Here is a 14760-nt window from a genome sequence, read left to right as displayed (position 1 = left end):
CCGCTCTCCGTCGCCGAGGCTCAGCGGTCCTGCCAGGGCAGCAGTCGCACGCCACCGGTCGCCACCAGGCGCAGTGGGTCGAGGTACTCCTCGCCGCGCCGCACACCCCAGTGCAGGCAAGCCGTGGCACAGCCCCCGTGCCCAGGCCGTAATCGGCCCACCAGTTGGCCCCTGCCGACCCGTTCACCCGCGTTGACCAGCGGACTCACCGGTTCGTACGTGGTGCGCAGCCCACCGAGGTGCACGATCGACACCACCGGCCGGTCGGCGACCAGCCCCGCGTAGAGCACCACCCCGTCCCCGGCTGCCAGTACGGCCTCGTCCTCGGTGCCGCCCAGGTCCACACCGCGGTGGCCGGGGCCGAACGGGCCTCGGGGCGGTTCGAACCGGCGCAGCACCGGGTGCGGGGCCGCCAACGGCCAGCCGAACCGGGCCGGGGCCGCCGCACTGGCGAGGGGTGTTGCCAGGTGCGGGGCCAGTGCCAGGAGGACGGCCAGCAGGGCGAGGAGACGAGTCACGACCCCAGCCTCGCCGGATGGAGTCGGCGGGGCCATGGGCAGTGATCGACATGTGGACAACTGGCCGCCTGTGGACAACTGGGGGCCGGTGGGGTCCCGATTCGGGAATTGCCGGGGGTCGGGCGTACACTTGACCCGCGGCCCGTGTGTTCGCGGGGCGACTTCGCGTGCCACAGCAGACCCCTCCTCGGAGGGACGCCGCCTGGCGGTCTCACCAGGCCCGACCCGTTCACTCGGTCGGTGCCGGCGAGTTCGGGCGGTGGCTGGGCACCAGGGCATCGGGTCACCCGACTCGTGCGTCAACCGAAACCGCGCGCCACCCCGGCGCGCACGACACCAAGAGGTGCAACCGGCCATGGCCGTCGTCACCATGAAGCAGCTGCTCGACAGCGGCGTGCACTTCGGGCACCAGACCCGGCGCTGGAACCCGAAGATGAAGCGCTTCATCTTCACCGAGCGCAACGGCATCTACATCATCGACCTGCAGCAGACCCTGACCTACATCGACAGGGCCTACGAGTTCGTGCGGGAGACCGTCGCGCACGGCGGTTCCATCCTGTTCGTGGGCACCAAGAAGCAGGCTCAGGAGGCGATCGCCCAGGAGGCGCTTCGCGTCGGGATGCCCTTCGTCAACCAGCGCTGGCTGGGCGGCATGCTCACCAACTTCACCACCGTGCACAAGCGCCTCCAGCGCCTCAAGGAGCTGGAGTCGATGGAGCAGACCGGTGGCTTCCAGGGTCTCACCAAGAAGGAGATCCTGATGCTCACCCGTGAGAAGGACAAGCTCGAGAAGACCCTCGGCGGTATTCGCGACATGTCCAAGGTGCCCAGTGCCGTGTGGATCGTGGACACCAAGAAGGAGCACATCGCCGTCGGCGAGGCTCGCAAGCTGAACATCCCGGTCGTGGCCATCCTGGACACCAACTGCGACCCGGACGAGGTCGACTACCCGATCCCGGGCAACGACGACGCCATCCGCTCCGCCGCGCTGCTGACCAAGGTCGTGGCCGAGGCCGCCGCCGCCGGTCTGATCGCCCGCTCCGGCGCCCGCGGCAAGGACGGCGCCGCCGAGGACAAGGCCGTCGCCGCCGAGGAGCCGCTGGCCGAGTGGGAGCAGGAGCTGCTGGTCGGCGCCGCCGCCGCGCCTGCCGCCACCGAGGGTGGCTCGGCCGAGCCGACCCAGGCGTGATCCGCCCGCGTTCCGCGTCCGGCGCCGACTGACGGTGCCGGACGCGGAACGCGGCCGAGTACTACCCCGCGAGTACTGACGTAGACCTGCTCACTGGGTCGAGCATCGATCCGAAGGAAACGGAAAAGGCACGATGGCGAACTACACCACCGCCGACGTCAAGAGGCTCCGCGAGCTCACCGGCTCCGGCATGATGGACTGCAAGAAGGCCCTGGACGAGTCCGACGGCGACTTCGACAAGGCCGTCGAGATCCTGCGCATCAAGGGCGCCAAGGACGTCGGCAAGCGTGCCGACCGCGCCACTGCCAACGGCCTGGTCGCCGCGGATGGTGGCGTCATGATCGAGCTCCAGTGCGAGACCGACTTCGTGGCCAAGAACGAGGAGTTCCAGGAGCTGGCCAACAAGATCGTTGTCGCCGCCAAGGAGTCCGGCGCCACCGACGTCGAGGCGCTGGCCGCGGCCAAGTTGACCGACGGCACCGTGGCCGACGCCGTGCAGGCCCTCTCCGCCAAGATCGGTGAGAAGCTGGAGCTGGCCAAGATCGCCGCCTTCGACGGTCAGACCAACGTCTACCTGCACCGCCGCTCCGCCGACCTGCCGCCGGCCGTGGGCGTGCTGGTCGAGTACACCGGCGACGACGCCGACGCCGCCCGCGCCGTGGGCATGCAGGTCGCCGCGCTCAAGGCGAGCTACCTGACCCGCGAGGACGTGCCCGCCGACCTGGTGGCCAACGAGCGCCGCATCGCCGAGGAGACCGCGCGCACCGAGGGCAAGCCCGAGGCCGCCCTGCCCAAGATCGTCGAGGGCCGGGTCAACGGCTTCTTCAAGGACGTCGTGCTGCTGGAGCAGGCCTCCGTGCAGGACTCCAAGAAGACCGTCAAGGCCCTGCTCGAAGCGGCCGGTGTCACCGTCACCCGTTTCGTCCGGTTCGAGGTCGGCTGAGGCTGATCCTGGTGTGGGCGGGGTCGCCGGTGCGGACAACCCGCACGGCGGGCGACCCCGCTTTCGCACGTTCGGATCGGTTCGTGACGAGGAGGTTCACACATGTCGGTGGTTGAGGACAAAGCCGTCCGCGTCGGGTACCGCAGGGTGCTGCTCAAGCTCGGCGGTGAGATGTTCGGCGGCGGCAGGGTCGGGCTGGACCCCGACGTGGTGCACGCGGTCGCCAGGCAGATCGCCGACGTGGTCCGCTCGGGCGCCCAGATCGCGGTGGTCATCGGCGGCGGCAACTACTTCCGCGGCGCCGAGCTCAGCCAGCGCGGCATGGATCGCGACCGCGCCGACTACATGGCCATGCTTGGCACCGTCATGAACTGCCTCGCGCTCCAGGACTTCCTGGAGAAGCAGGGCATCAACACCCGCGTGCAGTCCGCGATCACGATGGGCCAGGTCGCCGAGCCGTACATCCCGCGCCGCGCCGAGCGCCACCTGGAGAAGGGCCGCGTGGTGATCTTCGCGGCCGGGGTGGGCATGCCCTACTTCTCCACCGACACCGCGGCCGCGCAGCGCGCGCTGGAGATCGGCTGCGACGTGGTGCTGATGGCCAAGGCCGTGGACGGGGTCTACGACGCGGACCCGCGCCGTGAGCCCAACGCCACGATGTTCGACAACATCAGCCACCGCGAGGTGCTGGAGCGCGGGCTCGAGGTCGCCGACTCGACGGCGTTCAGCCTCTGCATGGACAACAACATGCCGATCATCGTGTTCAACCTGCTGACCGAGGGCAACATCGCCCGTGCGGTGCGCGGTGAGAAGATCGGCACCGTGGTGAGCACCCCTGACGACAGGCCGTCGGCCTGACACTGGGATGGTGGACATCCTCAGGGAGCACTGCCCGGCAGGACGCAGCAGATCTGCTCGCGCCGTGCTTGTGCGGGACATCCGCACCCGAGCGAAGCATCGATAAGGAGCAGCCGTGATCGACGAGACCCTCCTCGACGCCGAGGAAAAGATGGAATCCGCGGTGTCGGTGGCCAAGGACCACCTCGCCTCGGTGCGTACTGGCCGGGCGAACGCCACCATGTTCCAGGGCATCAATGTCGACTACTACGGCTCCCCGACGCCGATCAACCAGCTGGCGGGCATCACCATTCCGGAGGCCCGGATGGTGATCATCAAGCCGTACGACACCAGCCAGCTCAAGGAGATCGAGAAGGCCATCCGCGAGTCGGACCTGGGCCTGAACCCGAGCAACGACGGCACGATCATCCGAGTGGTGATCCCCGCGCTGTCCGAGGAGCGCCGCCGCGACATGGTCAAGGTGGCCAAGGGCAAGGGCGAGGACGCCAAGGTCTCGGTGCGCAACATCCGCCGCAAGGCCAAGGACGAGCTCGACCGCATCGCCAAGGACGGCGAGGCAGGCGAGGACGACGTGGCCCGCGCGGAGAAGGAGCTGCAGGCGCTGACAGACAAGTACGTCGGCCAGGTCGAGGCTCTGGTCAAGCACAAGGAAGCCGAGTTGCTCGAGGTCTGAGCCCCGTCCTGCGAGGGAAGTTCGACAGTCGTGACCACCACCGGCGGGCGGCAGGACGCGCCCGGTTCCTCTTCGGACGGACCGGGTGCGGACACCGCACCCCCGCCCAGCTCCCGGGCGGGGCGCAACCTCTGGGCCGCCATCGCGGTCGGTGTCGCTCTCGGCGCGGTGATCCTGACCTGCCTGCTCACCGTGCCGAAGCTGTTCGTCGCCATCGTGGCCATCGCCGTCGCGGTGTCCACGGTGGAGCTGACCGGGGCGCTGCGCAGGGGTGCGGGCATCCAGGTCGCGCTGGTCCCGGTGCTCGTTGGCGGCCAGGCCATGGTGTGGCTGTCCTGGCCTTTCGAACGGGTCGGCCTGATGGCGGCCTTCGTGGTGACCATCCTCGCCTGCCTGGTCTGGCGGTTCGGCGGTGGCGTCTCCGGCTACGTGCGCGACGTCACCAGTTCGATCTTCGTGGCGGCCTACGTGCCGCTGTTCGCCTCGTTCGCCTCCATGCTGGTCGTGCCGGAGGACGGCATGTACCGGGTGCTGTGCTTCCTGATCGGCGTGGTCTGCTCGGACACCGGCGGCTATGCGGCCGGTGTGCTCTTCGGCAAGCACCCGATGGCCCCGGTCATCAGCCCGAAGAAGTCCTGGGAGGGCTTCGCCGGTTCGATGCTCACCGGCATGGTCGGCGGCGCGCTCTCGGTGACCCTGCTGCTGCACGGCCAGTGGTGGCAGGGCGTGCTGTTCGGCGGCGCGCTGGTGATCACCTCCACGGTCGGTGACCTGGTCGAGTCGTTGATCAAGCGGGACCTGGGCATCAAGGACATGGGCAACCTGCTGCCCGGGCATGGCGGCCTGATGGACCGCATGGACTCGCTGCTGCCCTCCGCCGTGGTCGCCTGGCTGTTGCTGCGCCTGTTCGTGCCCGTCGCCGGCTGATCAGTCGTCGTACGGGTCGTCGTTGGCGGCGCCGTAGTCGTCCTCGTCGTCCTGCGCGGGAGCGATCACCGAGAAGCTCGCGCCCATCGGGTCCTCCAGCACCGCGACCCGCCCGTACGCCGAGTCGAACGGGTCCACAGTCACCGCCCCGCCCCACTGCACGGCGCGCTCCGCGGTCTGGTCGGTGCTCAACTCGTCGAGCACGCGGAAGAACACCATCCAGTGCGGCGGGGTCGATGCTGGGAAGTCCGAGTCCATCCGGTACCGCCCGAGCACTGCCGTGCCGTGTTGCCACCAGATCGTGTAGTCCAACTCCACCCCGTCGCCGACCTGGCCCTGCTCGTAGTGGAACAGGCCGTGGAAGAACTTGTCGGCGACCTGCCCGTCGCGCGTGTTGAGATCGGCCCATTCGAATGAGCCCGGAATTCCCGTGGTGAACCGCCGACCCGGTGACGGGATGCTCAACGCGATCCTCGCCCCGCTCGGGTCGGCGGCCACCACCTGCTGCCCGCCGATCGGCCCGCGCAGCACTTTCCCGCCGTGCTGACCGACTCGTTCCACCGCGATCCACGGGTTGCGAATTGCAAGGTGCAGCATCCAGGCCGCTTCGCGTCCGGGACCGATTCCGGCCACCGGGTTCGCGCCCGCCAGCGCGACCCCGTACCCGTTGCGGTCCACCTCGTAGTGCCAGCCGAACAGGTTCGCGTAGAACTCACGGCTCGCATTCGGATCGGGACTGGTCAGGTCGACCCAGCACGGACTTCCTGGCAGGAGACCTGGGGTAAAAGTCATGGGCGTCTCCTCACCGTGACCTGCGCCCTACTCACTGTTACCAATGGTCCGCTCACCATCACCCCCAATACAAGCGGCCACGTGGTTGTCTTGACGAATGGGAATGGGGTGGGTGCCCGCGTTGGCCGCTCGGGTGAGGACGAGACTGACCGGTGTGCACGTGCTTCCCAGTCCGAACATCTGGCAGTGGCCCGAGCTCTACGAGGTGGAGAACCGGGCGCAGGACAGCACTGGCGAGTTGTGGCGCGTGTTGCGCGCGAAGTGCGATTGGTCCGGGCTCGACGTACTCGACGTCGGCTGTGGTGATGGATTTCACCTGCCGGTGTTCGCATCCGATGCCGCGAGCGTGACCGGGGTCGAACCGCACCCACCGCTGGTGGCCCGGGCCAAGGTCCGGGTCCGCGGCACTTCGAACGTGCGCGTCCTGGAAGGCCCGGCGCAGCGGTTGCCACTACCCGATGCCAGTGTGGACCTGGTTCATGCGAGGACTGCTTACTTCTTCGGACCCGGGTGCGAGCCGGGACTCGTCGAGGCGGATCGCGTGCTGCGGCCCGGTGGCACGCTGGCGATCATCGACCTGGACGGGGCGAGGCCGCCGTACGGGCCTTGGCTGTGCGCTGACGTCCCCGGCTACGAACCTGCCGCCGTGGAACGGTTCTTCGCCGATCAGGGCTTCAGCCGCACCTCGGTCGACACCGTGTGGCGCTTCCAGCAGCGGGCCGATCTGGAATCGGTGCTGCGCATCGAGTTCTCCCAAGCCGTCGCTGATCGCGCCATCGCGCAGACCTCCGGCACGGAGTTCCCAGTCGCCTACCGGCTGCACCTGCGGCGCAAGCCAACCGGCCTGATCCTGCCGTGAGTGCTGCCCTCCGCGTGGAAGGGCAGCACTCACTTCGGGTCACTCCTCCTCGTCGTCGACATCGGAGGTGTCCTCGGCGAGCAGGCCGTAGATCTTGCGCTTGGCCTCGTTGACCGCCTCGACCGCGCGGGCCTTCTGGTCTTCGGTGCCCGCCTGCGTGATCTGGTCCACCGCCATGAACAGCTGGGTGAGCGCGGAGTGCAGCTGGAGGGCGTCCTGGTCGGGCTCGCCCGCCATGTCCTCCCAGGGCTTGGCGGCGGCCTGCTTGGTCGCCTCCTCGGTGCCCAGTTCGGTGAGCGTGAACAGGCGCTTGCCGCCGTCCTCGCTCGCGGTGATCAGGCCCTCGTCGGCGAGCAACTGCAGGGTCGGGTAGACCGAGCCGGGGCTGGGCTTCCACAACCCGCCGGTGCGCTCCGCGAGTTCCTGGATCATCTCGTAGCCGTGCATCGGGCGCTCGGCCAGCAGGGCCAGCACCGCCGCGCGGACGTTGCCGCGCCGCTGCCGCCGCATGCCGCCGCGACGACCGCCGCGCATGCCCCGGCCGAACCCGGCCATCGCGCCGAGCGCACCCGGCCATGGGCCGCCTGCGGCGAAGGGCATGCCGGGCATTTGCGGCCTCGGGAACTCCGGCGGTTGGGGAACGTGGTGCGGGAACTGGCCTTCGAAGCCGCCTGCGCGGTCGAACCTGGCGTGCCCGTGCCTGTGATGAGTGTGGTGACGCATGTGTCTGTCCTCCATGGTTGTTCGTTCGGTACGAGCTAACGATATATCGCTGATGTATCGCGATACAACGGCCGATGTAGTGACGTGAGTCACAGTGCGTTTGGTGTGGGACACTGGTCGGCGCTATGAAATCTCTCCCCCTGGTGTTCGAAGCCCCCCGTCGCGGCATGCCGCCCCGGCACCTCGCCGACCTGTCCGCGCAGGAGCGCGCGCAGGCCGTCGTCGAACTGGGGGAGAAGTCGTTCCGTGCGAAGCAGCTGTCCAACCACTACTTCGCCCGGCTGACCGCCGACCCGAGCGCGATGACCGACATCCCGGCCGCCGCGCGGGACCGGCTCGTCGGTGAACTGCTGCCGGACCTGCTCACGCCGGTGCGTCAGCTGGAGTGCGACGAGGGCACAACCCGCAAGACCCTGTGGCGCGCGCACGACGGCACGCTGCTGGAGAGTGTGCTGATGCGCTACCCGGACCGGGCGACGCTGTGCATCTCCAGTCAGGCTGGGTGCGGCATGGCCTGCCCGTTCTGCGCCACCGGCCAGGGCGGGTTGCAGCGCAACCTGTCCACGGCGGAGATCGTCGACCAGGTCCGCTCCGCGGCCGCCGCCATGCGTGACGGCGAGTTGCCCGGTGGGCCGGGGCGGCTGTCCAACATCGTGTTCATGGGCATGGGGGAACCGCTCGCCAACTACAAGCGGGTGCTCGCCGCGGTGCACCGCATCTGCGATCCGTCACCGGACGGCCTGGGCATCTCCCAGCGCTCCGTCACCGTGTCCACGGTCGGCCTGGTGCCCGCGATCCGCAAGCTGACCGAGGAGAACCTCCAGGTCCGGCTCGCGGTGTCGCTGCACACCCCGGACGACGAACTGCGCGACACCCTGGTGCCGGTCAACACCCGGTGGAAGGTCTCCGAGGTGCTCGACGCCGCGCGTGGTTACGCCGACAAGACCGGTCGGCGCGTGTCGATCGAGTACGCACTGATCCGCGACGTGAACGACCAGCCTTGGCGAGCCGACCTGCTTGGCAAGCTACTGCGCAAGCACCTGGGCCAGTTCGCGCACGTCAACGTGATCCCGCTGAACCCGACCCCGGGCAGCAAGTGGGACGCCAGTCCCAAGCCGGTGGAGCGCGAGTTCGTGCGCCGGGTCAACGAGCAGGGCGTGGCGTGCACCGTGCGCGACACCCGTGGCCAGGAGATCGCCGCTGCCTGCGGGCAGCTCGCAGCTGAGGGCTGAGTCGATGGAGATCTGGGTCAACCCCGCGTGTTCCAAGTGCGGGTCCGCACTGTCCATGTTGGACGAGGCTGGCGTCAGCTACACGGTGCGGCGCTACCTGGAGGATCCGCCCACGGTGCGGGAGCTCGACGAGGTGCTGGACCGGTTGGAACTCCAGCCGTGGGACATCACCCGCCTCGGCGAGCCGATCGCCGCGGAACTCGGGCTGGAGTCCTGGTCGCGCACTGCCGCCGACCGTGCTCGGTGGGTCGCGGTGCTGGCGGCCAATCCGGTGCTGATCCAGCGCCCGATCATCACCGCCGATGACGGCCGGACGGTCGTGGGACGGTCCGCGGAGTCGGTGCGCACCGTACTGCCCTAACAGGATCGCACATCGTATACGTGCAGATCGTATGCGATGCACTGAACGGCTCCCGACGAACGAGGGGTGGCCGGTGCTTGAAGTCTGCGTTATACAGAGCCGTCGTGTTCATTCATGCACGAAGGGCGCATCAAATGAGCAGACTTGCGCAGTCCCTGCTCGGAGTTCTCACGCTCGGCTTAGTCGGGCTGAACCCGGTAGCAGCGCATGCGGCCGCCCCCGGCCACCTCACCGACCTCGGCTCCGTCAGCACTGACGGCGCCACGACCACGCTCAGCTCGGGCTCGGCGCAGGTCAGGATCAGCTTCCCGAACTCCTCGGCGGTGCGGGTCTGGCTCGCCCCCGAGGGCAAGTTCGAGGACCCCGCCGGCAACAAGATCATCGTCAACCCCGGTGCGCCGGTCACCCCGAAGCGGGTGGACAAGGGCGCCTACTGGGCCTTCTCCATCGCGAAGGCGACGCTGCGCGCGTACAAGCACCCGCTCACCTTCGCCCTCTACGACGGGGCCGACAACAAGCGCATCTGGGCGGAGAACCAGCCGCTGTCCTGGACGTCCGATGCCACCACGCAGACCCTGGCACGGGGTGCCACCGAGCAGTTCTTCGGTGCCGGTGAGCAGAACGGCCGGCTCAACCTGCGCGACCAGACCGTGCGGGTCTTCAACGACGACAACTGGAACGACGGCGGCGCACCCAACTCGCAGCCGTTCTACGCCTCCACCGCGGGCTACGGCGTGCTGCGCAACACCTTCGCGCCGGGCAACTACTCGTTCACCGACCCGGTGCGCACCACCGAGTCGGAGCGCCGGTTCGACGCGGTCTACGTGGTGGGCGACGGGCTGAAGGACGTCGTGTCGCGCTACACCGACCTGGTCGGCAAGCCGTTCATGCCGCCGATCTACGGTCTGGAGACCGGCGACTCGGACTGCTACCTGCACAACGCCAACAGGGGTGAGCGGCACACCACCGACGCGCTGAAGGTCGCTGACGGCTACGTGGCCAACAACATGCCCAACGGCTGGATGTTGGTCAACGACGGATATGGCTGCGGCTACGAGAACCTCCAGCAGGTCGGTGACGGTCTGCGCAAGGACGGCATGCAGCTGGGGCTGTGGACCGAGAACGGTCTGCCGAACCAGGACGCCGAGGTCAAGGCCGGGGTCCGGGTCCGCAAGCTGGACGTCGCCTGGGTCGGTGATGGCTACCAGCACGCGCTGGACGCCTGCGACACCGCGCACCAGGGCATCGAGAAGAACAGTGACGCACGCGGTTTCGTCTGGCAGCCGGTGAGCTGGGCCGGTGCACAGCGCTGTGCGGTGTTGTGGAGCGGAGACCAGTCCGGTTCCTACGACTACATCAAGTGGCAGATCCCGACCTACGCCGCGTCCACGCTGTCCGGTATCGCCTACAACACCGGCGACATCGACGGGATCTTCGGCGGCAGCGCGCAGACCTACGTGCGCGACCTGCAGTGGAAGACCTTCCTGCCCGCCGCGATGACCATGGACGGCTGGGCGTCCAGCGACAAGCAGCCGTGGCGCTACGGGGACCCGTACACCTCGATCAACCGCAAGTACCTGGACCTCAAGGAGCGGTTGCTGCCCTACACCTACAGCTACTCGGCGCAGGCCCACCAGACCGGTGTCGGCCAGGTGCGCCCGCTGGTGCTGGAGTACCCGAACGACCCGAACACGTGGGGCGACAAGGCGAAGTACGAATTCCTCTCGGGTACTGACTTCCTCGTCGCGCCGGTCTACTCCGACACCACCGTGCGCAACGGCATCTACCTGCCCGAGGGCACCTGGACCGACTACTGGACCGGCCGCACCTACACCGGTCCGACCACAGTGGACGGCTACCGGGCTCCGCTGGACACCCTGCCGCTGTTCGTACGTGGCGGTGCTGTGGTGCCGATGTGGGCTGAGGGCACCAAGTCCTGGCAGACCAGGGACAAGAGCGTGCTGGACCTGGACGTGTACCCGCAGCGCCACGGCAGCTTCACGCTCACCGAGGACGACGGGGTGACGCGCGCGTTCCAGAACGGCGCGCAGGCAACCCAGACGTTCACCGTGGACGCACCGAAGTCCGGCCCCGGTTCGGTGTCCGTGCACATCGGACAGAGCAAGGGCGACTACGCCGGCAAGCCCACCGAACGCCGGTACGAGCTGACCGTGCACACCGGGTCCAACCCCGCCGTGGTGCGCGCTGGCGACTCGCTACTCACCAGGTACACGAGCAAGGCCGCGTACGAGGCCGCGGCGACCGGTTGGTGGTACGACGCCGCCGATCGAGGTGGCGTGGTGCACGTGAAGACCGCGTCGCTGGCCGCGAACAAGCAGCTCGACCTCGTGCTGGACGGCACCAGTGCGGTGGGCGGCTGGCTGCCGCAGGACCAGAACGTGTCCGTGGCGGTGGACGCCCCGCAGATGCTCACGCCGGGCAACGCGGCCGTTGCCACGGTGAGCTTCACCAACAACACCGGCATTCCCGTGCGCGATCTCGCGGTGCAGTTGAACGCCCCGCAGGGGTTCCAGGTCGCGCGCACCTCGGCGGCGACGCCCTGGCTGCTCATGCCCGGACAGACCACCAAGGTGAGCTTCTCGCTCAGCTCGAACGGGGCCACACCGGGCAATGCCGAACTGGACGCCGCGGTGACCTACTCGGCGCGTGCCAGGGGGCTCACCGCGTCGGCTGCGGCACAGGTGACGCTGCCGTACGCCAACCTCGCGGCCGCGTTCGGCAACGTTGGGACGACAGATGCCGCCCACATGGACGCCGGTGACCTGGACGGAGGCGGCAGCAGTTTCAGCGCGGAAGCGCTGGCCAAGGCGGGTCTCGTACCGGGCAAGCAGTTCGTGGCACTGGGTGCCACGTTGACCTGGCCCGCTTCGGCCGCAGGGCGACCGGACAACGCGGTCGCCAGCAGGCAAACGATTGCGCTCAGCGGCGGCGGCTCAGCTCTCGTGCTGGTCGGCACCGGTGCGCCAGCGGGCAAGGGAACGGTCCTCGTGCACTACGCGGACGGCAGTACGAGTCAGGCCGACCTGGGCTTCCCGAACTGGTGTTGCGCCGATCCCACCAAGTACGGCGCGACCACGGTGGCCACCACGTTGGGCAAGAACACGCACTCCGGCGCGGCCTATCCGACCGTGGAGTACCGGGTGTTCGCCAACCAGGTGCCGCTCACCGCGGGCAAGCAGGTCACCGCGGTCACGCTGCCCGACACAGCCGGCATGCACGTGTTCGCAGCCGCGCTGAAGTAAGACCCGGTCCGGGTGCCGTGCACACCGTGGGGCGCGGCACCCGGACCGTTCCAACAGCTCAGACGACCTCGTTGAGCTTGCCGGTGGCCACGTCGAACACGAAGCCGCGGATCTGGTCCTTGTGCACCACGAACGGGTTCGCCTTGATCCGCTCGATCGACTGGCGTACATCGGCGTCCAGGTCGCTGAACGCCTCGGCGGACCAGGTCGGCTTGATACCGACCTCCTCCTGGATCCCCGCCTTGAACTGGTCATCGGTGAAGGTGAGCATGCCGCAGTCGGTGTGGTGGATGAGGATGATCTCCTTGGTACCCAGCAGCCGCTGGCTGATCGCCAGTGAGCGGATCTCGTCCTCGGTGACCACGCCGCCCGCGTTGCGGATGACGTGCGCCTCGCCCTCGTTCAGACCGAGGATGCCGTAGACGTTGAGCCGCGCGTCCATGCACGCCACGACGGCCACGTGCTTGGCGGGCGGCAGGGGCAGCGGGCCGGAGAAGTTCTCGGCGTAGGCGGCGTTGTTGGCCAGCAGTTCATCGGTGACGGACATGCCTGTTTCCTTCTCGAGGAGGGGAGACCCACCCGGGAGACCGCGCGAACCGGGTGGGTTCGGACGCGGGAAGGCCACGCGCACGCCAAAGGCGCGTGTGCGTGGCCTAGTGACAGGCTTCGTCGAACAGGCGGACGCGCCGGGTCGGCCAGAAGGCCTCAAGCGACGTCACGCCCATGGACCACAGTGAACTGACCCATGCGCACATGCGCAAGAGCAGTCCAACGGATGGGCGAGTCAGCGCCGCCAGGAGGTGCGGCTGCGGATCCGGTCCCAGATCAGCGCGATCACGATGACCGCGGCGGTCGCGACGAGGTAGATGTCCTCGATGTGGCCGCGGTGGTTGCCGATCAGCATGCCGAGCAGCGCCAACGCGGTCAGCAGCCCGGCGATCCGGGTGGCCTTGGGGAACTGGCCGTGCCAGCCCCACTCGGCGGACGGCTCGTCGTGCGGGTCGACGCCGTGTGCCGGACGCTTCTCCAACTCCGAGGACGACGCCACGACTTCTCCTGGTCCGTGCGGGGGCAACTGCTCGGATCATCGTCGCACACCGGTCCCGGTCCCGGGTGCCCAGGGCGGGCGTGACGTGCACCGCTCCAGGTGTTTCGGCTATCGCCGCGAGCAGTCGCTCGTCTACCCTGACCCACCGCCCCCGCCCGTCGCAGGTGGCCGAGCCGTGCCCGCGCCGCACCGCCCCGGAGGAACCCCGATTGTCCGAACCTCTGCCCAGGGGGTTCACCCCCGCTGAGGCGAACACCCCTGACCTGTACGCACCCGTCGAGGTCGGGCTGCACGGGGTCACCAAGAGCTTCTCCGACCAGGTCGCGGTGGCCGGGGTCGACCTGAACGTGCACGAGGGGGAGTTCTTCTCGGTGCTCGGGCCTTCCGGCTGCGGCAAGACCACGCTGCTGAGGATGATCGCCGGGTTCGCCGACCCGGACAGCGGTCGTATCGAGCTGGACGGCGTGGACATGGTGGGTGTGCCGCCGCACCGGCGGGACGTCAACACGGTGTTCCAGTCCTATGCCCTGTTCCCGCACATGACGGTCTGGGACAACGTCGCCTACGGGCTGCGTCGCAAGCGTGTGCGCGGGGCCGAGCTGCGCAAGCGGGTCGGCGAGCACCTGGAACTGGTGCAGCTCTCGCAGTTCGCCAAGCGCCGACCCACCCAGCTCTCCGGCGGCCAGCAGCAGCGCGTGGCGATCGCCCGCGCGCTGGCGGCCCAGCCCCGGCTGTTGCTGCTGGACGAACCGCTGGGCGCGCTGGACGCGAAGCTGCGCAAGCAGATGCAGATCGAGCTGATGCGCATCCAGCGCGAGGTCGGCACGACCTTCCTCTACGTCACGCACGACCAGGAGGAGGCCCTGGTCCTGTCACACCGGATCGCGGTGATGAATGCGGGACGCGTGGAGCAGTTCGGCTACCCCGAGGAGGTCTACGAGCGCCCGGCGACCCGGTTCGTGGCGGGTTTCATCGGTACCTCCAACATCCTGGACGCCACCGTGTCCGGTGTGGACGGCAGCTGGGTCGACCTGGACGGCGCCGGTGCCCAGCGGCTGCGTGCGGCGCTGCCCGAGGGGCGTGCCGTGCGGCACGGCGAGGCGGTCTCGGTGACCGTGCGCCCCGAGAAGATCCACCTCTACGACGAGGCGACGCAGCCGCCCACCGGGTGGTGCTCGGTGCACGGCACGGTCGCCGACGTGGTCTACACGGGCGTCTCCACCCAGTACGTGGTGGACGTGCCCGGAGGGGACACGCTCGTCGCCTTCGTGCAGAACGCGGTCCGCGTGGACGACGCGGGCGCACCCGGTCAGGCCGTGCGGATGGCCTGGGACCCGGCTTTCACGGTTGTCTTCGAGAAGGAGGTGCTCTGAG

General features: G+C 68.7%; 15 protein-coding genes. 10 read left to right on the top strand and 5 right to left on the bottom strand.

Annotated features, from left to right (window positions below; genetic code table 11):
• Positions 1-20: 20 nt before the first annotated feature.
• Entirely contained in the window at positions 21-518 is a 498-nt protein-coding gene (locus tag KALB_RS35855; RefSeq protein WP_025360498.1) for a M23 family metallopeptidase, read from the bottom strand.
• Between the two features lie 355 nt (positions 519-873).
• Here KALB_RS35855 and rpsB point away from each other — a divergent pair, with 355 nt between their 5' ends.
• The 5 genes from rpsB to KALB_RS35830 all read left to right on the top strand — a co-directional run bounded on the left by rpsB (position 874) and on the right by KALB_RS35830 (position 5108).
• Positions 874-1707 carry a 30S ribosomal protein S2 gene (rpsB, locus tag KALB_RS35850; RefSeq protein ID WP_025360497.1) on the top strand — a complete coding sequence of 278 codons (834 nt, stop codon included), beginning with the start codon at positions 874-876 and terminating at the stop codon, positions 1705-1707.
• 133 nt (positions 1708-1840) lie between these two features.
• Entirely contained in the window at positions 1841-2650 is an 810-nt protein-coding gene (tsf, locus tag KALB_RS35845; protein WP_025360496.1) for a translation elongation factor Ts, read from the top strand.
• Between the two features lie 102 nt (positions 2651-2752).
• Positions 2753-3508 carry a UMP kinase gene (pyrH, locus tag KALB_RS35840; RefSeq protein ID WP_030107757.1) on the top strand — a complete coding sequence of 252 codons (756 nt, stop codon included), beginning with the start codon at positions 2753-2755 and terminating at the stop codon, positions 3506-3508.
• Positions 3509-3623: 115 nt separating this feature from the next.
• The gene (gene frr, locus KALB_RS35835) at positions 3624-4181 is read left to right on the top strand and encodes a ribosome recycling factor (RefSeq protein ID WP_025360494.1); all 558 of its coding nucleotides are present in this window, start codon (positions 3624-3626) and stop codon (positions 4179-4181) included.
• Between the two features lie 30 nt (positions 4182-4211).
• The gene (locus KALB_RS35830) at positions 4212-5108 is read left to right on the top strand and encodes a phosphatidate cytidylyltransferase (protein ID WP_025360493.1); all 897 of its coding nucleotides are present in this window, start codon (positions 4212-4214) and stop codon (positions 5106-5108) included.
• Here the strand turns inward: KALB_RS35830 and KALB_RS35825 are convergent, their stop codons facing one another.
• A complete protein-coding gene (locus tag KALB_RS35825) occupies positions 5109-5900 on the bottom strand; it encodes a VOC family protein (protein ID WP_025360492.1) in 792 nt (263 codons plus the stop codon). It lies immediately after the preceding gene.
• A gap of 103 nt (positions 5901-6003) precedes the next feature.
• Here KALB_RS35825 and KALB_RS35820 point away from each other — a divergent pair, with 103 nt between their 5' ends.
• Positions 6004-6759 (top strand): class I SAM-dependent methyltransferase, encoded by a 756-nt coding sequence (locus tag KALB_RS35820; protein WP_042221154.1) that lies wholly within the window; start codon positions 6004-6006, stop codon positions 6757-6759.
• A gap of 39 nt (positions 6760-6798) precedes the next feature.
• Here the strand turns inward: KALB_RS35820 and KALB_RS35815 are convergent, their stop codons facing one another.
• Complete coding sequence (locus KALB_RS35815; protein ID WP_081789692.1) at positions 6799-7482, bottom strand: PadR family transcriptional regulator; 684 nt, start codon at positions 7480-7482, stop codon at positions 6799-6801.
• A gap of 125 nt (positions 7483-7607) precedes the next feature.
• Here KALB_RS35815 and rlmN point away from each other — a divergent pair, with 125 nt between their 5' ends.
• The 3 genes from rlmN to KALB_RS35800 all read left to right on the top strand — a co-directional run bounded on the left by rlmN (position 7608) and on the right by KALB_RS35800 (position 12338).
• Positions 7608-8714 carry a dual-specificity RNA methyltransferase RlmN gene (gene rlmN, locus KALB_RS35810; RefSeq protein ID WP_025360489.1) on the top strand — a complete coding sequence of 369 codons (1107 nt, stop codon included), beginning with the start codon at positions 7608-7610 and terminating at the stop codon, positions 8712-8714.
• A gap of 4 nt (positions 8715-8718) precedes the next feature.
• Entirely contained in the window at positions 8719-9075 is a 357-nt protein-coding gene (locus KALB_RS35805; protein WP_025360488.1) for an ArsC/Spx/MgsR family protein, read from the top strand.
• A 134-nt stretch (positions 9076-9209) separates the two neighbouring features.
• Positions 9210-12338, top strand: coding sequence for a TIM-barrel domain-containing protein (locus KALB_RS35800; protein WP_025360487.1), 3129 nt, complete (start codon positions 9210-9212; stop codon positions 12336-12338).
• Positions 12339-12396: 58 nt separating this feature from the next.
• On the opposite strand, the gene KALB_RS35795 is transcribed toward KALB_RS35800, so the two are convergent.
• Both KALB_RS35795 and KALB_RS35790 read right to left on the bottom strand, forming a co-directional pair.
• Positions 12397-12885 (bottom strand): beta-class carbonic anhydrase, encoded by a 489-nt coding sequence (locus KALB_RS35795; RefSeq protein WP_025360486.1) that lies wholly within the window; start codon positions 12883-12885, stop codon positions 12397-12399.
• A gap of 237 nt (positions 12886-13122) precedes the next feature.
• Positions 13123-13386 (bottom strand): DUF2631 domain-containing protein, encoded by a 264-nt coding sequence (locus tag KALB_RS35790; RefSeq protein WP_025360485.1) that lies wholly within the window; start codon positions 13384-13386, stop codon positions 13123-13125.
• Between the two features lie 209 nt (positions 13387-13595).
• Between KALB_RS35790 and KALB_RS35785 the strand changes: the two genes are divergently transcribed.
• Positions 13596-14759, top strand: a complete 1164-nt coding sequence (locus tag KALB_RS35785; RefSeq protein WP_025360484.1) for an ABC transporter ATP-binding protein — start codon at positions 13596-13598, stop codon at positions 14757-14759.
• Position 14760: the final 1 nt, after the last annotated feature.

The sequence above is a fragment of the Kutzneria viridogrisea DSM 43870 genome, assembly GCF_000525635.1.
In the GTDB taxonomy this organism is placed as follows: domain Bacteria; phylum Actinomycetota; class Actinomycetes; order Mycobacteriales; family Pseudonocardiaceae; genus Kutzneria; species Kutzneria viridogrisea.
This window is presented reverse-complemented; position numbering and strand designations above follow the sequence as displayed.